Raw genomic sequence first — 17452 nt, forward strand, 5'->3', positions numbered from 1 at the left:
CGGCCAAGTCCGAGCCCGCCACCAAGGCCAAGGCCAAGAAGGGCGGCGGCGCCAAGAAGCTGGTCAAGCTCGGCGTCTACGCCGTCGGCGGCGTGCTCTTCCTCGGCGCCGCCGCGTACGGCACCGGCCTGATGCTCAACCAGTCGGACGTCCCCAAGGGCACCGTGGTGCTGGGCACCGCCATCGGCGGCAACAACCGCGACCAGGCGATCCACTCGCTGGACGAGTCGGTCGGCAAGGCCGGGCAGCAGCCGCTCAAGCTGAAGGTCGGCGAGCAGACGGTCGACCTCGACCCGGCGGTGGCCGGGCTGAGCTTCGACACCACGGCCACCGTGGACGGCCTCGCCCAGCACGACTACGACCCGGTGGCCGTCATCAAGTCGCTCAAGGGCGGCAGCAAGGCGGTCGCGCCGGAGGTCCGGGTCGACCGGGCCAAGCTCAAGGCCGCGCTGGACTCCCTGACGGCCGGCTCCGGCCAGGGCCTCCAGGAGGGCTACGTCAAGTTCGCCGACAACGGCGACCCGGTCGTGGTCCCCGGCCGGGCCGGGCAGGCGGTGGACTCGGCGTCCGCCCTGGACGTGGTCGAGCAGGCCTACCGCGACCGTGCCGCCGGCAAGCCCGACCAGCCGATCGCCCTCGCCGTCACGGCCGCCCAGCCGAAGGTCTCCACCCAGGCCCTCCAGGCCGCCGCCGACAGCCTCGGCAAGCAGGTGGCCTCCGGCAAGGTGCACGTCCTGGCCGGCACCAAGTCCTGGGACTTCGGCGGCAAGACCGCCGCCAAGGCGCTCACCCTCGTCCCGGACGCCTCCGGCAAGATCGTGCCCAAGTGGGACCTCGACGCGCTGAACACCCAGCTGGGCGGCGTGTTCGACAAGGTGAAGGTCAAGAAGAACGGCCAGACCGCCGCGATCACCCCGCAGGACGTCGCGGACGCCGTCACCTCGGTGTTCGACAAGAGCACCGACAAGGAGCGCACCTTCAAGTTCACCGTCGCCTGACGGACGGACACGAACGAGGGCCGGGGCCGCGGACGCCGTCACGGCGGCGACCCCGGCCCTCGACAACTCCCCTCCCGGTCAGCAGTATGTGACGCCACACCATCCGTCACACCCACCCCGGGAGCACGCCCATGGGCCGCCGCCTCCAGCACCACCGGACGGCGCTGCTCGCCGGTCTCACCGCCCTGACGCTCTCCCTCGCGCTCTGCTCCTGCTCCTCCGGGCAGGGCGGAGCCGCCGCCGCGGACGGCCTGCCGGGCTCCACCGAGGCCCCCAAGCTCACCTCCGTCGACATCAACCCGCACGACCGGGCCCAGCTGCGCCAGGGCGGCACCCTGAACCTGGCGATCCCGCAGTTCTCCCACCAGTGGTCGCCGATCCACACCGACGGCAGCGAGTCCTCGACCGTCGCCGTCACCAAGCCGCTGCTGCCCACCTTCTTCCGCTCGGACGCGGCCGGCACCCAGACCGTCAACCCGACCTACCTCCAGGAGGCGCACGCCGAGGTCCGTGACGGCCACCAGGTGGTCGTCTGGACGCTCAACCCGAAGGCCCACTGGTCCGACGGCACCCCGATCACCTGGCGCGACATCGAGGCCAACTGGCGCGCCCTGAACGGGAAGGACCCGGCCTACCACCCGTCCAGCAGCACCGGCTTCGAGCTGGTCTCCTCGGTCGAGCGGGGCAAGGACGACTTCCAGGCCGTGATGACCTTCGACCGGCCGTTCTCGGAGTGGCAGTCGATGTTCAACAGCGCCGCCAACGCCCCGCTGCTGCCGGCCGGCCGGGTCGCCACCCCAGAGCTCTTCAACTCCTCCTACCTGGACGCGATTCCGGTCACCGCCGGCCCGTTCAAGGTCGAGCGGCTGGACCGCGCCGCGCAGACCGTCACGCTGGTCGCCGACCCGGGCTGGTGGGGCGACAGGCCGATGCTGGACCGGATCGTCTTCCACGTGATGCTGCCCGACGCGATGGGCGACGCCTTCGCCAAGGGCCGCATCGACCTCTTCAACAGCGGCCCGGACGTGGCCGGTTACCAGACCATCAAGAACACCAAGGGCGCCGCGATCCGCCGGGCCGGCGGGCCGGACTTCCGCCAGTTCACCCTGAACGCCCGCACCCCGGCACTCGCCGACGCGAGCGTCAGACAGGCGGTGTTCCAGGCGATCAACCGGGACGCCCTGATCCGCTCCGACCTCAACGGCCTGGACTCGCCCGCCGTCCCCCTCAACAACCACCTGCTGGTCGCCAACCAGAACGGCTACCGCGACAACTCCCTGGGGCTGTCCCGCTACGACCCCGCCGAGGCCGCCCGCAAGCTGGACGCGGCCGGCTGGAAGCCGGACGGCGACGTACGGCGCAAGGACGGCCGGGAGCTCAACCTGCGGATGGTCATCCCGGCCGGGGTCACCGTGGCCCAGAACGAGGCGGCGGCCGTCACCACGATGCTCAAGGACGTCGGGATCAAGGTCACCACGGTGACCGCCCCCGTCAACGAGTTCTTCGACAGGTACGTCAACCGCAACGACTTCGACATCACCGCCTACACCCTGATGGGCACCCCGTTCCCGGCCAGCGGCAACCGCTCCAGCTTCGTCCAGAACGGCGGCACCAACCACGTCGGCGCGGGCAGCCCGGCGGCGGACGCCGCGCTCGACCGGGCCGCCGCCGCACCGGACGCCGCCACCGCCACCGAGGCGATCAACCAGGCCGACGGCGAGCTGTGGAAGGTGGCGGGCCTGCTGCCGCTCTACCAGCGGCCGCAGCTCTTCGGCGCCCGCTCCGACCTCGCCAACATCGGCGCGCAGGGCCTGTCCGACATCGTCTGGGAGAACGTCGGCTTCACCAGGTAGCGGGCCGCCTCAGGCCGGGCCCTCGCGGTCCGCCGCGCTGTGCCCGACCTCGCGCTCCGCCGCGCTGTGCCCGATCTCGCGCTCCGCCGCACTCTGCCCGACCTCGCGCTCCGCCGCGCTGTGCCCGATCTCGCGCTCCGCCGCGAAGTGACAAGCCGACGCATGGAAGGCCGCCCCCCGCAGCCAGGACGGCGAGGCCAGGAGCGGCACCTCCTCCGCGCACCGCGCCTGCGCCTTCCAGCAGCGGGTGCGGAAGCGGCAGCCGGACGGCGGGTTGGCCGGCGACGGCACGTCCCCGGTGAGCACGATCCGGTCCCGCGACTCGCGCGCCGCCGGATCCGGTACGGGCACCGCGGAGAGCAGCGCCTGGGTGTACGGGTGGGTCGCGTGGTCGTAGATCTCCAGGTCGCTGCCGATCTCGACGAGCTTCCCGAGGTACATCACCCCGACCCGGTCGGAGATGTGCCGGACGATGGAGAGGTCGTGCGCGATGAACATGTACGACAGGTTGAACTCGCCCTGGAGCTGCTCCAGCAGGTTGATCACCTGCGCCTGGACGGACACGTCCAGGGCCGAGACCGGCTCGTCGCAGATGATGATCTCGGGCTTGAGCGCGAGGCCGCGGGCGATGCCGATGCGCTGGCGCTGGCCGCCGGAGAACTGGTGCGGGTACCGGTTGATGTACTCCGGGTTGAGCCCGACCACGTCCAGCAGGTCCTGGACGGCCTTGCGGCGGTCGCCCTTGGGCGCCACCTCGGGGTGGATCTCGAAGGGCTCGCCGATGATGTCGCCGACCGTCATGCGCGGGTTCAGCGAGGTGTACGGGTCCTGGAACACCATCTGGATGTTCCGGCGGACGGCCTTGAGCGCGGTGCCGGACAGCCGGGAGATCTCCTCCCCCTTGTAGCGGACCGAGCCCCCGGTGGCCTGTTCCAGGTTCATCAGCACCTTGGCCAGCGTGGACTTCCCGCAGCCGGACTCGCCGACGATGCCGAGCGTCTCGCCCTGCATCAGGTCGAAGCCGACCCCGTCCACCGCCTTGACCGCGCCGACCTGCCGCTTGAACAGCACGCCCTCGGTCAGCGGGAAGTGCTTGACCAGGTCCCGGACTTCGAGGATCGGCTCGCCTCGCCGCACCTCCTGCGCGAGGGCGGCCTCCCGCGGCACCGCCGCCCCCAGTGCGCTGGACCCGTTGGGGGCCCTTCCCTCAGCGGGCATGGAGGGTCTCCTTCCAGAAGAAGCAGGCGCTGCCGCGCCCCTCCAGCGGCCTGCCGTCGTCCTCGGCGACCGGGTACAGCTCCGGCACCTCGCCCCGACAGACCTCCTGCGCCCGGGGGCAGCGGGGGTTGAAGGCGCAGCCCGGGGGGATCCGCAGCAGGTTGGGCGGCAGGCCCTTGATCGCGTAGAGCTCCTGGCCCTTCTGGTCCAGCCGGGGAATGGAGTCCAGCAGGCCCCGGGTGTACGGGTGCGCGGGCCTGGCGTACAGCTCGTGCACCGGGGCGGTCTCGACGATCCGGCCCGCGTACATCACGGCGATCTTGTCCGCGACGTCGGCGACCACGCCCAGGTCGTGGGTGATCAGGATGAGCCCCATGTGGTACTCGGCCTGCAACTCCGCCAGCAGGTCCATCACCTGGGCCTGCACCGTGACGTCCAGGGCGGTGGTCGGCTCGTCGGCGATGATCAGGTCCGGTTCGAGGGCCAGCGCCATGGCGATCATGATGCGCTGGCGCATGCCACCGGAGAACTGGTGCGGGTAGTCGTTCACCCGCTGCTTGGCGGCCGGGATGCGCACCCGGTCCATCAGGGACACGGCCCTCTCCCGGGCCTCGGCCCGGGAGGCGCCCTGGTGGGCCCGGAACATCTCGCCGAGCTGGTAGCCCACGCTGAGCACGGGGTTGAGCGCGGACAGCGCGTCCTGGAAGATCATCGCGATCCTCCGGCCGCGGATCCGCCGGCGCTCGTCGTTGCCCATCTTCAGCATGTCCCGGCCCCGGAAGCGGATCTCGCCGCGCGGGATCCGGGCCGGCGGCGTGTCCAGGATGCCCATGATCGCCTGCGCGGTGACCGACTTGCCGGAGCCGGACTCGCCCAGCACGGCCAGCGTCTCCCCCGCCCTGACGCTGTAGTCGACCCCGTTGACGGCCCGGGCCACGCCGTCCCGGGTCACGAACTCGACGTGCAGGTCACGGACGTCGAGCAGCGGCCCCTCGTACGGCGCCTCCCGCTCGCGCCCGGTGGTGGGCTGGGCTGTGTTCACGATGCGCTCCCCACGCTCAGCGAAGCTTCGGGTCGAGGGCGTCGCGCACCGCGTCGCCCAGCATGATGAAGGCCAGCACGGTGACGGAGAGCGCCGCGGCCGGGAAGAACAGCACGTACGGCGCCGTGCGGATCACCTTCTGGGCGGAGGAGATGTCGATGCCCCAGGAGATGGTCGGGTCCTGCAAGCCGATGCCGAGGAAGCTCAGCGTCGCCTCGGTGGCGATGTAGCCACCGAGCGCGATGGTGGCGACGACGATCACCGGGGCGATCGCGTTCGGCAGGATGTGGCGGAACATCAGCCGTCCCGTCCCCGCGCCGAGCGCCCGGCCCGCCACCACGTAGTCGGCCTGTTTGACGGTCAGCACCGCGCCGCGCATGACGCGGGCGATCTGGGTCCAGCCGAGCACGCCCAGGGCGATGACCACGCTCCACACCGTGCGGGTGGAGAAGGCGTTCAGCAGCACCAGGGCGCCGAGCAGCAGCGGGATGCCGAAGAAGATGTCGATGATCCGGGAGATCACCGCGTCCACGGCGCCGCCGAAGTACCCGGCGACCATGCCGGTCAGCCCGCCGAGCACGGTGACCGAGGCGGTCACGAAGATGCCGACGGTGATCGAGGCGCGGGCGCCGTACACCACCCGGGCGAAGATGGAGCGCCCCTGGGCGTCGTAGCCGAACCAGCCGGCCCCGAAGACGTCGCCCCAGTCCGGCCGCCTCAAGTAGTTGTGCACCAGGTCGGCCCTGCGGGGGTCGGCGTCGGTGAAGGCCGAGGGGAAGACCGCCATCACCACCAGCAGCAGGATCAGCACCGCCGAGACCAGGAAGATCGGCCGCCGGCGCAGGTCCCGCCAGGCGTCGCCCCAGAGGCTGCGGGCCTCCTCCCGCTTCTCCACGTCCCGCTCGACCAGGGTCTCCTGCTCGACCGCCATGCCCTGTTCCCCCGCGTAGTCGAGGCGTGAGACCCCGGGCCTCGGGCGCGGTTCGTACGAGTCCTCGTCGTGGATGTCAGGCATAGCGGATCCTCGGGTCCAGGACCGCGTAGAGCAGGTCGACGAGCAGGCTGGCGACCAGGTAGACGATCACCAGGACGGTCACGATGCCGACCACGGTGGGGCCTTCCTTGGAGTTGATCGCCCGGTAGAGGACGTTGCCGACGCCCTGCACGTTGAAGATGCCCTCGGTGACGATCGCGCCGCCCATCAGGGCGCCGAGGTCGGTGCCGAGGAAGGTGATCACCGGGATCAGCGAGTTGCGCAGCAGGTGGCGCAGGACGACGGTGTGCCGGGGCAGGCCCTTGGCGACGGCGGTGCGCATGTAGTCGGCCCGCAGGTTCTCGCCGATCGAGGTCCGGGTCAGCCGGGCCACGTAGGCGAGCGAGAGCGATCCCAACACGAAGGCGGGCAGCACGAGTTGGGAGAGGTCGTAGCTGTCCTGCACGGTCGGGGTGACCCAGCCGAGGTTGGTGGCGAAGACCGTCTGCGCGATGTACGCCAGCACGAAGACCGGGATCGAGATCACCATCAGGGTCAGGATGAGCACCAGGGTGTCCTGCGGGCTGCCGCGCCGCAGGCCGGAGACCAGGCCGAGGGCCAGGCCCAGCACCATCTCGAAGACGAAGGCCAGCAGTGCGAGCCGGATGGTGACCGGGAAGGCGCCGGCCATGATGTCGGAGACCGGGCGGCCGGTGAAGCTGGTGCCGAAGTCGCCCTGGAAGAGGTTCCCCATGTAGTGCAGGTACTGCTTCCAGACCGGCTGGTCGAGGAAGTACTTGTGCCTGATGCTCGCCACCACGGCCGGGTCGGCGGCCTTCTCGCCGAACAGCGCCGACACCGGGTCGCCCGGCAGCGTGTACACCATCAGGAAGATCAGCAGCGTGGTGCCGAAGAACACCGGGATCATCTGCAGCACCCGCCGTAGCACGTAACTGCCCATCCGGGCCTCCTTCCTACGTGGCCGCCCGGGGCGCCGGTCGGCGGAGGGACCGGGCCCCGCCCTCCGTGCGGGGAGGGCGGGGCCGCGTGGGGCCGGACCCGGTCGGGGTCAGCCCTTGACCTCGACCTGGGTCCAGGCCGGGTTGCCGAAGGAGTCGAACTTCACGCCCTGCACCTTGGTGGAGTAGCCGGAGTTGGTGCGGTAGTACCAGAGCGGGATGGCCGGCATGCCGCTCGGCAGCACGGCCTCGGCCTTCTGGTAGCCGGTCACCGTGTCGGCGACGCTGGCGGCCTCGTCGGCCTTGGTGGCCGCCTCGTCGAACTGCGGGTTGCTGAAGCCGAAGTCGTTGGAGGCGGCGCCGGTGCGGTAGACGTCGGACAGGAAGTTGGCGTTCAGCGGGTAGTCCTGCACCCAGCCGGTGCGGAAGGCCCCGTTGACGGTGTGTCCGGTGATCGCGGCGCGCGCGGTCTTGAAGTCGGGCTTCGGGTCGCCCAGGCAGTCCACGCCGGTGCTCTGCCGGATCGAGTTGCAGACCGCGTCGATCCACTCCTTGTGGCCGCCGTCCGCGTTGTAGGTGATCAGCAGCTTGTTGCCGGGGACGCCGCCGCCCTCCTGGACCAGCTGCTTGGCCTTGGCCGGGTCGAACTTGCAGTAGTCGCCGCAGGTGCCGTCCTTGTAGCCCTCGACGCCCTCGGCCACCCAGGCGGTGGCGGGCTTGCGGGAGCCCTGCAGCACGGTCTTGGTGATGGTGTCGCGGTCGATCGCCATCGACAGGCCCTGGCGCACCTTGGCCTTGTCCGCCGAGGACCAGTCGCCCTGGTAGAGCGTGAAGCCGATGTTCTGGATCGCACCCTGCGGGGCGTCGATCGCCCGGTCGCCGAGGTCGCTCCGGTACGTCGCCAGCGCGGACGGCGGCACCTGGTCCATCACGTCCAGGTTGCTGGACTGGAGGTCCGCGTAGGCGGCCTCGGACGTGGTGTACATCTTGAAGACGATGCCGCCGTTCTTCGGCTTGTCCACGCCCTGGTAGTCCGGGAAGGTCCTGGTGACCACCTCGGTGTTGTGGGACCAGCTGACGAACTCGTACGGGCCGTTGCCGACCGGCTTCTGCCCGTACCCGGCCGGGTCCTTGAAGAAGGCGTCCGGCAGCGGCGAGAAGGCGATGTAGCCGAGCTTGTACTCGAAGTACGAGACCTTGTGGCTGAGCTTGACCTTGAAGTGCAGGTCGTCGGTGACGGTCAGCCCGGACATCTTGTCCGTGGTCGGATTCCCGGTGGCCGGGTGGACGTCCTGGTAGCCCTCGATGTCGGAGAACCAGGAGCTGTTGATCTGGGCGTTGGCCGGGTTCGCGGCCCAGTTCCAGGCGTCCACGAAGTTCCTGGCGTGCACCGGGGTGCCGTCGTGGAACTTCCAGCCGTCCTTCAGCGTGACGTCGAAGGTCTGCGAGTCACCGGTGTCGATCTTGTCGGCGACCTGCATCCGGATCTTGGCCGTGCCCGGGTCGTAGTCCACCAGGCCCCGGAAGAGGTTCTGGATGATGCGGCCCCCGCCGACCTCGTTCGCGTTGGCGGGCTGCAGCGGGTTCTGCGGCTCGCTGCTCTGGTAGCTGAAGGTCTTGCCGACGTCCGGCGAGCTGCTGCTGCCGCCTCCTCCTCCACCACCGCCACCGCTGCACCCGGTGGCCACCAGGGCCACGGACGTCGCGGTGGCGAGGACCCAACGAGCACGGGCGGCTACGGGCATGAAGGCTCCTCCTCAGGGGGTGTGTGTCGCATCACACCCCATGAGAAGCGCGACCCGCCGACGGCGCGAGTCAGGTGCACCCGCACGAGTGCCGGAGCCGGTCGCGGAGTTGACGCGGCGCCGGATCGGCTCGGCGCCCGGGCGACGCGGTGCCCGGGCGACCGGACGCCGGAAGGGCCCGTGGCCGGAGCCACGGGCCCTTCCGGGTGCGTCGGGGATCAGGCCGCGGCCGACTCCCGGACCTCCGCGAAGTGGCAGGCCGACTCGTGCGCGGCCGGGCCCTCCAGGGTGGTCGGGATCGCCAGCAGCGGGATCTCCTCCGCGCAGCGGTCCTCCGCCTTCCAGCAGCGGGTGCGGAAGCGGCAGCCGGACGGCGGGTTGGCCGGCGAGGGGATGTCACCGCTGAGGATGATCCGCTCGCGGTTCTCGCGCGCCGTCGGGTCCGGCACCGGCACCGCGGAGAGCAGCGCCTGGGTGTACGGGTGGGTGGCGTTCTCGTAGATCTGCTCGTCGGTGCCGATCTCGACCATCTTGCCCAGGTACATCACGCTGACGCGGTCGGAGATGTGCCGGACGATGGAGAGGTCGTGCGCGATGAACATGTACGACAGGCCGAACTCGCCCTGGAGCTGCTCCAGCAGGTTGATCACCTGCGCCTGGACGGACACGTCCAGGGCCGACACCGGCTCGTCGCAGATGATGATCTCGGGCTTGAGCGCGAGGCCGCGGGCGATGCCGATGCGCTGGCGCTGGCCGCCGGAGAACTGGTGCGGGTACCGGTTGATGTACTCCGGGTTCAGACCCACGACGTCCAGCAGGTCCTGGACGGCCTTGCGGCGGTCGCCCTTGGGCGCCACCTCGGGGTGGATCTCGAAGGGCTCACCGATGATGTCGCCGACCGTCATGCGCGGGTTCAGCGAGGTGTACGGGTCCTGGAACACCATCTGGATGTTCCGGCGGACGGCCTTGAGGGCCGCGCCGGACAGCTGGGAGATGTCCTCGCCCTTGAACAGCACCTGGCCGGAGGTGGCCCGCTCCAGGTTCATCAGCACCTTGGCCAGCGTGGACTTGCCACAGCCGGACTCGCCGACGATGCCGAGCGTCTCGCCCTTGTCCAGCGTGAAGGAGACGCCGTCGACGGCCTTGACCGCGCCGACCTGCTTCTTGAAGAGGACGCCCTGGGTCAACGGGTAGTGCTTGACCAGGTCCTTGACCTCCAGGATGGTCTCAGCCATGGAGGGTCTCCTTCCAGAAGTGGCACGCGCTGCGGCGGCCGGTGAGCTCCACGCCGTCCTTGCCGGTCACCTGGTGCAGCGCCGGGATCTCCGTGCGGCACAGGTCGGTGGCGACGTCACAGCGGGGGTTGAACGCGCAGCCGGTCGGCACCTTCAGCAGGTTCGGAGGCAGGCCCTTGATCGCGTACAGCTCCTGGCCCTTCTGGTCCAGGCGCGGGATCGAGCGGAGCAGGCCCTTGGTGTACGGGTGCGACGGCTTGGCGTACAGGTCGTGCACCGGGGCGGTCTCGACGATCCGGCCCGCGTACATCACGGCGATCTTGTCCGCGACGTCGGCGACCACGCCGAGGTCGTGGGTGATCAGGATCAGGCCCATGTTGTACTCGGCCTGAAGCTCCGCGAGCAGGTCCATCACCTGGGCCTGGACGGTCACGTCCAGGGCGGTGGTGGGCTCGTCGGCGATGATCAGGTCGGGCTGCAGCGACAGCGCCATGGCGATCATGATGCGCTGGCGCATGCCGCCGGAGAACTGGTGCGGGTAGTCGTTCACCCGCTGCTTGGCGGCCGGGATGCGCACCCGGTCCATCAGCTCGATGGCCTTGGCCTTCGCCTCGGCCTTGGAGGCGCCCTGGTGCACCCGGAACATCTCGCCGAGCTGGTAGCCGACGCTGAGCACGGGGTTGAGCGCGGACAGCGCGTCCTGGAAGATCATCGCGATCTTCCGGCCGCGGATCTGCCGCCGCTCCTCGTTGCTCATCTTGAGCATGTCCTTGCCGCGGTACAGGATCTCGCCCTGGGTCACCTTGCCCGGGGGCATGTCCAGGATGCCCATGATGGTCTGCGCCGTCACGGACTTGCCGGAGCCGGACTCGCCGAGCACGGCGAGGGTCTCGCCGGCCGCGACGGAGTAGTTGACGCCGTTCACCGCCTTGGCGATGCCGTCCCGGGTGTGGAACTCCACGTGGAGGTCCTTGACCTCCAGGAGCGGGGTTCCGACTTCGAGACGGTCGGGCTGCGGGTTGTTCTCGATCACGGTGGTCATCGGGTCGTCACCTCTTCTCTCAGCGGAGCTTCGGGTCGAGGGCGTCGCGCACCGCGTCGCCGAGCATGATGAAGGCCAGCACGGTGATGCTCAGCATGCCGGCGGGGAAGAACAGGGAGAACGGCGCCGTGCGGATCACCTTCTGGGCGGAGGAGATGTCGATGCCCCAGGAGATGGTCGGGTCCTGCAGACCGATGCCGAGGAAGCTCAGCGTCGCCTCGGTGGCGATGTAGCCGCCGAGCGCGATGGTCGCGACCACGATCACCGGGGCGATCGCGTTCGGCAGGATGTGCTTGAACATGATCCGGCCGGTGCCGGCACCGAGGGCCTTGGCCGCCGTCACGAAGTCGGACTGCTTGACCGTGATGACGGAGCCGCGCATGACACGGGTCATCTGGGTCCAGCCCAGGGCGACCAGCGCGAAGACCACGCTCCAGATCGTGCGCGAGGTGAAGGCGTTCAGGATCACCAGCGAGCCGAGCAGCAGCGGGATGCCGAAGAAGATGTCGGTGACGCGGGAGATGATCGTGTCGACCCAGCCGCCGAAGTAACCGGCGACCATGCCGGCGATGCCGCCGAGGATGGTCACACCGAGGGTCACGCAGATGCCGACCACCACCGACGCGCGGGCGCCGTAGATGACGCGGGCGTAGATGCTGCGGCCCTGGAGGTCGTAGCCGAACCAGTCCGCCTGGAAGAAGTGGCTGTAGTTCGGCTTCGACAGGTAGTGCAGGCGCAGGTCGCCGGCCCGGGGGTCCACCGAGGTGAACAGGCCCGGGGCGATGGCGATGACGATCAGCAGCAGGATCAGCAGCGCGGAGATCACGAAGATCGGCTTGCGCCGCAGGTCGTGCCAGGCGTCGGAGCCCAGGCTGCGGGCCTTCTCGGGCTTGGCGGCCGCCACGGCGGCGGCCTGGGCCGGGATCTCCTCGGCCGTCTTCTTCTCGGTCAGGTCAGGCATAACGGATCCTCGGGTCCAGGACCGCGTAAAGCAGGTCGACGATCAGGCCGGCGGCCAGGTACACGATCACCAGGAAGGCCACGAAGCCGGAGACCGTCGAGCCCTCCTTCAGGTTGATCGCGTGGTAGAGCGCGTTGCCGACGCCCTTGACGTTGAAGATGCCCTCGGTGACGATCGCGCCGCCCATCAGGGCGCCGAGGTCGGTGCCGAGGAAGGTGATCACCGGGATCAGCGAGTTGCGCAGCAGGTGGGTGCCGATCACCTTGCGCCGCGGCAGGCCCTTGGCCACCGCGGTGCGGACGTAGTCGGCCTTGATGTTCTCGGCTATGGAGGTACGGGTGAGACGTGCCACGTACGCCAGCGACAGCGAGCCGAGCACGAAGGCCGGCAGCACCAACTGGGTGATGTCGTTGGAGTCCTGGACGGTCGGCGTGACCCACTTCAGGTCGTCCGCGAAGACCGTCTGGAAGATGAAGCCGAGCACCGGCACCGGGATCGAGATCAGCAGCAGGGTCATGACCAGGGCGCCCTTGTCGAACGCCTTGCCGCGGCGCAGACCGGCGAGCAGGCCGATGCCGATGCCGAGCACGATCTCGATGACGAACGCGAACAGCGCCAGCCGGATGGTGACCGGCAACGCCTCGGTGATCACGTCGAGCACAGGCCGCTTGGCCATGGTCTGTCCGAAGTCGCCGGTGAGCAGGTTCCCCATGTAATCGAGGTACTGCTGGAACATCGGCTTGTCGAAACCCAACTGGTGCTTTATGGCTGCGACCTGCGCCGGGTCCGGCGCCTTGTCGCCCCACATCGCTGCCACCGGGTCACCTGGCAGCGCGTGCACCATCATAAAGATGAGCAAGGTCGTTCCGAAGAAGACCGGAATCATCTGGAGCAGTCGCCTCGCGACAAAACGCCCCATTGTGCCTCCATGTATGGCTCTGCCGGGCCCGTCAACCCGGCAAGAGATAGGTCGGCGTGCCAACGGCCGGTACCAGTCCTCGCCCTTGTGGGGATGGGACGGGCACCGGCCGTTGGCACCGGGTCAGGCGGTGCCGACCGATTACTTCTTGACCTCGACGTCGGTGAAGACCGGGTCGCCGAAGGAGTCGAACTTCACGTTCTGGACCTTGTTGGAGTAGCCGGAGGTGGTCTTGTAGTACCAGAGCGGAATGGCCGGCATGTCCTTGGCCAGAACGGACTCGGCCTGCTGGTACAGCTCGGCGGTCTTCTCGACCGAGGTGGCGGCGTCCGCCTCCTTCGCCAGCTTGTCGAACTCCGGGCTGGAGTAGTGGGCGTCGTTGGAGGACGCACCCGTCGAGAAGATGTCACGCAGGAAGTTGGCGTTCAGCGGGTAGTCCTGCTGCCAGCCGGTCCGCATCATGCTCGGGACCTGCTGCTTGGTGACGAGGTCACGGACGGTCTTGAAGTCCGGCTTCGGGTCACCGAGGCACTCGACGCCGGTCGCCTGCTTGATGGAGTTGCAGACCGCGTCCACCCACTCCTTGTGGCTGCCGTCGGAGTTGTACATGATGGTGATCTTGTTGCCCGGGACGCCGCCGCCCTCGGCGATCAGCTGCTTGGCCTTCTCCGGGTTGTACTTGCAGGCGTCGCCGCAGGTGCCGGCCTTGTAGCCCATGACGCCGGGCGCCACCCACGAGTCGGCGGGGATGCGGTTGCCGTTGAGCACGGTCTTGGTGATGGTGTCGCGGTCGATCGCCATCGAGAGGCCCTGGCGGACCTTCTCCTTGCCCGGGGCGCTCCAGTCGCCCTGGTACAGCGCGAAGCTGATGTTCTGGATGCCACCCAGCGGCTGGTCGACCGCGCGCTTGCCCAGGTCGTCCTTGTACTTCGGCAGGTCGGTCGAGTCGACCTGGTCCAGGACGTCCACGGTGTCGGACAGCAGGTCCTTGTACGCGGCCTCACCGGTGGCGTAGTTGCGGAAGACGATGCCGCCGTTCTTCGGCTTGTCGCTGCCCGCGTACTTGTCGAAGGCCTTCACGGTGATGGCCTTGTTGTGCTCCCACGAGACGAACTGGTAGGGGCCGTTGCCGACCGGCTTCTGGCCGTAGCCGGCCGGGTCGGCGAAGAAGCCCTCGGGCAGCGGCGAGAAGGCCGAGTAGCCGAGCTTGTACTGGAAGTACGAGACCGGGCTGGTCAGTTCGATGGTGAAGTGGGTGTCGTCGACGATCTTCAGACCGGACATCTCGGTGGCGGTCGGGTCGCCCTTGTCCGGGTGAACGGCGTCGTAGCCGACGATGTCGGAGAACCAGGACGAGTTGATCTGGTTGTTCTTGACGTTGGCCGACCAGTTCCAGGCCTTCACGAAGGACGCGGCGGTGACCGGGGTGCCGTCGTGGAAGGTCCAGCCGGACTTCAGCGTGACGGTGTAGTTCTTGGCGTCGGTGGTCTCGATCTTGTCGGCCACCTGGTTGCGCAGCGCACCGTTCGCGGGGTCGTAGTCGACGAGCCCCTTGAAGAGGCTCTTGATGACACGGCCGCCGATGGTCTCGTTGGCGTTGGCCGGCTGGAGCGGGTTCTGCGGCTCCCCGCTCTGGTAGCTGAAGGTGCCCGTGGCGTTGACCGCGCCGCTGTCCGAGCTGCCCCCGGAGGAGTCGCTGCTGCCACTGCTACAAGCAGTCGCGGCGAGGGCGACAGCAACAGCTGCGACAACCCACTTGGCCTGGCTCGCACCGCGCATCGGTGTGCCTCCTGAATTCGACGTTGCAACGAGGAGGGCACGACGGAACGGTTGTCACCGGGCCCGTTGTGCCGTCCGCGCTCGTGGTTTCGGCGCGCACCCCTGCGCGTTCACCCTTGACCCGAGCCTGACTGCACCCACTATCCGTCACGCACGGACACGAAAGTGACCAGTGACGATCTCAATTAGGTCACATGAACAGTCGGTAAGTTTCGAAAACCGGACATTTGAGACATAGCCAGACAGGCACAAGACGGACAGTCGTCACGGATGACGAACTGTCACGTTCGCTCAGCGGACACCCGGGTGTGATGAGCGCTATTCCGTGAATAGCGGCCCCGACAACTTGGAGTAGTTGAAAAAGTTCGCCCCCCTCTCCAAAGGAAAGGGGGGCGAATCATTCCGGCCAATGGCCGTTCAGCGCGTCCGGATCACGCCTTCTTGGCGCGCGAGGCGGTGCGACCGCGGTCCTTCTGGTCGAGCACGACCTTACGGATGCGAACCGTCTCCGGGGTCACCTCGATGCACTCGTCCTCGCGGCAGAACTCCAGCGACTGCTCCAGCGAGAGCTTGCGCGGCGGGACGATCGACTCGGCCACGTCGGCAGTCGAGGACCGCATGTTGGTGAGCTTCTTCTCCTTGGTGATGTTCACGTCCATGTCGTCGGAGCGCGAGTTCTCACCGACGATCATGCCCTCGTACACCTCGGTGCCCGGCTCGCAGAAGAGCACGCCGCGCTCCTGGAGGTTGGTCATCGCGAAGGCGGTGACCACACCGGCCCGGTCGGCGACCAGCGAACCGTTGTTGCGGGTGGTCAGGGTGCCGAACCACGGCTCGTGGCCCTCGTGGATCGAGTGCGCGATACCGGTGCCGCGGGTGTTGGTGAGGAACTCGGTGCGGAAGCCGATCAGGCCGCGGGACGGCACGACGAACTCCATGCGGACCCAGCCCGAACCGTGGTTGGACATGTTGTCCATCCGGCCCTTGCGGATGCCCATGAGCTGGGTGACGGCACCCATGTGCTCCTCCGGCACGTCCACCGTGAGGCGCTCGACCGGCTCGTGGGTCTTGCCGTTGACCTCCTTGGTGACCACCTGCGGCTTGCCGACGGTCAGCTCGAAGCCCTCGCGGCGCATGGTCTCGATCAGGATGGCCAGCGCCAGCTCACCGCGGCCCTGCACCTCCCAGGCGTCCGGACGCTCGGTGTCCAGCACGCGCAGCGAGACGTTACCGATCAGCTCGCGGTCCAGGCGGTCCTTCACCTGGCGGGCGGTGACCTTGCGGTCCACCTTGGCGCCGGACTTGGCGTCCGCGCCCTTGCCGGAGCCGCCACGGCCGACCAGCGGCGAGGTGTTGGTGCCGATGGTCATCGAGATGGCCGGCTCGTCCACCGTGATCAGCGGCAGCGCGATCGGGTTCTCCGGGTCCGCCAGGGTCTCACCGATCATGATGTCGGCGATGCCGGCGACGGCGCAGATGTCACCGGGGCCCGCCACCTCGGCCGGCTTGCGGGTGAGCGCCTCGGTCATCAGCAGCTCGGAGATGCGGACGTTCTGGATCGAGCCGTCGCGCTTGATCCAGGCCACGGTCTGGCCCTTGCGCAGCTCGCCCTGCTCGACGCGCAGCAGCGCGATGCGGCCGAGGAAGTTGTCGGCGTCCAGGTTGGTGACGTGCGCCTGGAGCGGGGCGTCCTCGTCGTAGCTCGGGGCCGGGACGTGCTCCAGCAGGGTGGAGAAGAACGGCTCCAGGTTGGTGCTGTCAGCCGGAACGGTGCCGTTCTCCGGCTTGGTCAGCGACGCGACGCCGTCACGGGCGCAGGCGTAGACGATCGGGAACTCGATCTGGTCCTCGTCCGCGTCCAGGTCCAGGAACAGGTCGTAGGTCTCGTTGATGACCTCGTCGATCCGGGAGTCCGGGCGGTCGGTCTTGTTGATGCACAGGATGACGGGCAGGCGGGCGCTGAGCGCCTTGCGGAGCACGAAGCGGGTCTGCGGCAGCGGGCCCTCGGAGGCGTCGACCAGCAGGACCACCGCGTCCACCATCGACAGACCGCGCTCGACCTCGCCACCGAAGTCGGCGTGGCCCGGGGTGTCGATGATGTTGATGGTGATCGGCGCGCCGCCGTCCTTGGGGTGGTACTTGACCGCCGTGTTCTTCGCGAGAATGGTGATGCCCTTCTCGCGCTCCAGGTCGTTGGAGTCCATCATCCGGTCGTCGAGCTGCTGGTGGGCGGCGAAGGCGCCGGCCTGCTTCAGCATGGCGTCGACCAGCGTGGTCTTGCCATGGTCGACGTGGGCGACGATGGCGACGTTACGGATGTCGTTGCGCGTGGGCATGCCTAGCGGATTCTCCCGGAATCGTGGGTTACGGCGGGCCCGGCCGCGGGACGCGCACCTGCGACCCTGTCGGCCGCCGCCACGTTCCGCCTGCTACTACCGGTCCACCCGCCGGGCATCTGGACATGCCTCGGCTTTTCCCTATGGTACGGGGAAGCGTCCGAGGGAGCAGAAACGAGCTGGTCGGGCGGGATCAAGATCACAAATGGGTCACCCGCTCTTCACCTGGCGGTCGCCCTCCGGCACCCTTCCGTGCGTGAACCCTGGCCTGCTGCTCGCTCGCCGCCGCCCTCGTCGAGGCCGGGCGGCCGGGCGAGGCCCGCAAGGCGCTCGCCCGGGCCCGGGAGCAGTGCCCCGGGCTGGCCCGGATCGCCGGCGTGGACCGCATGCCG

Annotated in this window: 14 protein-coding genes; 3 read left to right on the forward strand and 11 right to left on the reverse strand. The window is 68.8% G+C overall.

Annotation, left to right across the window (positions count from 1 at the left end; translation table 11 throughout):
* Both J0670_RS09555 and J0670_RS09560 read left to right on the forward strand, forming a co-directional pair.
* Nucleotides 1-998: peptidoglycan binding domain-containing protein (locus J0670_RS09555; protein ID WP_207811025.1), on the forward strand; the 998-nt coding region annotated here is incomplete at its 5' end.
* A gap of 131 nt (nucleotides 999-1129) precedes the next feature.
* Nucleotides 1130-2851 carry an ABC transporter family substrate-binding protein gene (locus J0670_RS09560; RefSeq protein WP_207811026.1) on the forward strand — a complete coding sequence of 574 codons (1722 nt, stop codon included), beginning with the start codon at nucleotides 1130-1132 and terminating at the stop codon, nucleotides 2849-2851.
* 9 nt (nucleotides 2852-2860) lie between these two features.
* Here J0670_RS09560 and J0670_RS09565 read toward each other — a convergent pair whose 3' ends face one another.
* The 11 genes from J0670_RS09565 to typA form a co-directional block, all read right to left on the reverse strand.
* Nucleotides 2861-4069: an ABC transporter ATP-binding protein gene (locus J0670_RS09565; RefSeq protein WP_207811027.1), complete on the reverse strand. Its 1209-nt coding sequence runs from the start codon at nucleotides 4067-4069 to the stop codon at nucleotides 2861-2863.
* On the reverse strand, nucleotides 4059-5111 hold the full coding sequence (locus J0670_RS09570; protein ID WP_207811028.1) for an ABC transporter ATP-binding protein: 1053 nt from the start codon (nucleotides 5109-5111) through the stop codon (nucleotides 4059-4061). The genes J0670_RS09565 and J0670_RS09570 overlap by 11 nt, the downstream gene beginning before the upstream one ends.
* Before the next feature lie 16 nt (nucleotides 5112-5127).
* Nucleotides 5128-6042: an ABC transporter permease gene (locus J0670_RS09575; protein ID WP_243436778.1), complete on the reverse strand. Its 915-nt coding sequence runs from the start codon at nucleotides 6040-6042 to the stop codon at nucleotides 5128-5130.
* A gap of 76 nt (nucleotides 6043-6118) precedes the next feature.
* Nucleotides 6119-7045, reverse strand: coding sequence for an ABC transporter permease (locus J0670_RS09580; RefSeq protein ID WP_207811030.1), 927 nt, complete (start codon nucleotides 7043-7045; stop codon nucleotides 6119-6121).
* Between the two features lie 108 nt (nucleotides 7046-7153).
* Nucleotides 7154-8788: an ABC transporter substrate-binding protein gene (locus tag J0670_RS09585; protein ID WP_207811031.1), complete on the reverse strand. Its 1635-nt coding sequence runs from the start codon at nucleotides 8786-8788 to the stop codon at nucleotides 7154-7156.
* 218 nt (nucleotides 8789-9006) lie between these two features.
* Nucleotides 9007-10023 carry an ABC transporter ATP-binding protein gene (locus J0670_RS09590; protein ID WP_207811032.1) on the reverse strand — a complete coding sequence of 339 codons (1017 nt, stop codon included), beginning with the start codon at nucleotides 10021-10023 and terminating at the stop codon, nucleotides 9007-9009.
* Entirely contained in the window at nucleotides 10016-11065 is a 1050-nt protein-coding gene (locus J0670_RS09595; RefSeq protein WP_207811033.1) for an ABC transporter ATP-binding protein, read from the reverse strand. Before J0670_RS09595 ends, J0670_RS09590 begins: the two co-directional genes overlap by 8 nt.
* 19 nt (nucleotides 11066-11084) lie before the next feature.
* Nucleotides 11085-12026: an ABC transporter permease gene (locus J0670_RS09600; RefSeq protein ID WP_207811034.1), complete on the reverse strand. Its 942-nt coding sequence runs from the start codon at nucleotides 12024-12026 to the stop codon at nucleotides 11085-11087.
* On the reverse strand, nucleotides 12019-12945 hold the full coding sequence (locus J0670_RS09605; RefSeq protein ID WP_207811035.1) for an ABC transporter permease: 927 nt from the start codon (nucleotides 12943-12945) through the stop codon (nucleotides 12019-12021). The genes J0670_RS09600 and J0670_RS09605 overlap by 8 nt, the downstream gene beginning before the upstream one ends.
* Before the next feature lie 141 nt (nucleotides 12946-13086).
* Nucleotides 13087-14724: an ABC transporter substrate-binding protein gene (locus J0670_RS09610; protein WP_207811036.1), complete on the reverse strand. Its 1638-nt coding sequence runs from the start codon at nucleotides 14722-14724 to the stop codon at nucleotides 13087-13089.
* A 431-nt stretch (nucleotides 14725-15155) separates the two neighbouring features.
* Nucleotides 15156-17060: a translational GTPase TypA gene (typA, locus tag J0670_RS09615; protein ID WP_207811037.1), complete on the reverse strand. Its 1905-nt coding sequence runs from the start codon at nucleotides 17058-17060 to the stop codon at nucleotides 15156-15158.
* A gap of 263 nt (nucleotides 17061-17323) precedes the next feature.
* Between typA and J0670_RS40530 the strand changes: the two genes are divergently transcribed.
* Nucleotides 17324-17452 (forward strand): tetratricopeptide repeat protein (locus J0670_RS40530; protein WP_207811038.1); only part of this gene is annotated, 129 nt, incomplete at its 3' end.

Origin of the sequence: Streptomyces sp. FH025, from assembly GCF_017427025.1 — a bacterium.
Taxonomy (GTDB): domain Bacteria; phylum Actinomycetota; class Actinomycetes; order Streptomycetales; family Streptomycetaceae; genus Kitasatospora.

Bases quoted from the DNA above. Each gene is read 5' to 3' on its own strand.
- J0670_RS09560 (WP_207811026.1), top strand. From the start codon at position 1,130: ATGGGCCGCCGCCTCCAGCACCACCGGACGGCGCTGCTCGCCGGTCTC.
- J0670_RS09565 (WP_207811027.1), bottom strand. From the start codon at position 4,069: ATGCCCGCTGAGGGAAGGGCCCCCAACGGGTCCAGCGCACTGGGGGCG.
- J0670_RS09575 (WP_243436778.1), bottom strand. From the start codon at position 6,042: ATGGCGGTCGAGCAGGAGACCCTGGTCGAGCGGGACGTGGAGAAGCGG.
- J0670_RS09580 (WP_207811030.1), bottom strand. From the start codon at position 7,045: ATGGGCAGTTACGTGCTACGGCGGGTGCTGCAGATGATCCCGGTGTTC.
- J0670_RS09585 (WP_207811031.1), bottom strand. From the start codon at position 8,788: ATGCCCGTAGCCGCCCGTGCTCGTTGGGTCCTCGCCACCGCGACGTCC.
- J0670_RS09590 (WP_207811032.1), bottom strand. From the start codon at position 10,023: ATGGCTGAGACCATCCTGGAGGTCAAGGACCTGGTCAAGCACTACCCG.
- J0670_RS09595 (WP_207811033.1), bottom strand. From the start codon at position 11,065: ATGACCACCGTGATCGAGAACAACCCGCAGCCCGACCGTCTCGAAGTC.
- J0670_RS09600 (WP_207811034.1), bottom strand. From the start codon at position 12,026: ATGCCTGACCTGACCGAGAAGAAGACGGCCGAGGAGATCCCGGCCCAG.
- J0670_RS09605 (WP_207811035.1), bottom strand. From the start codon at position 12,945: ATGGGGCGTTTTGTCGCGAGGCGACTGCTCCAGATGATTCCGGTCTTC.
- J0670_RS09610 (WP_207811036.1), bottom strand. From the start codon at position 14,724: ATGCGCGGTGCGAGCCAGGCCAAGTGGGTTGTCGCAGCTGTTGCTGTC.
- typA (WP_207811037.1), bottom strand. From the start codon at position 17,060: ATGCCCACGCGCAACGACATCCGTAACGTCGCCATCGTCGCCCACGTC.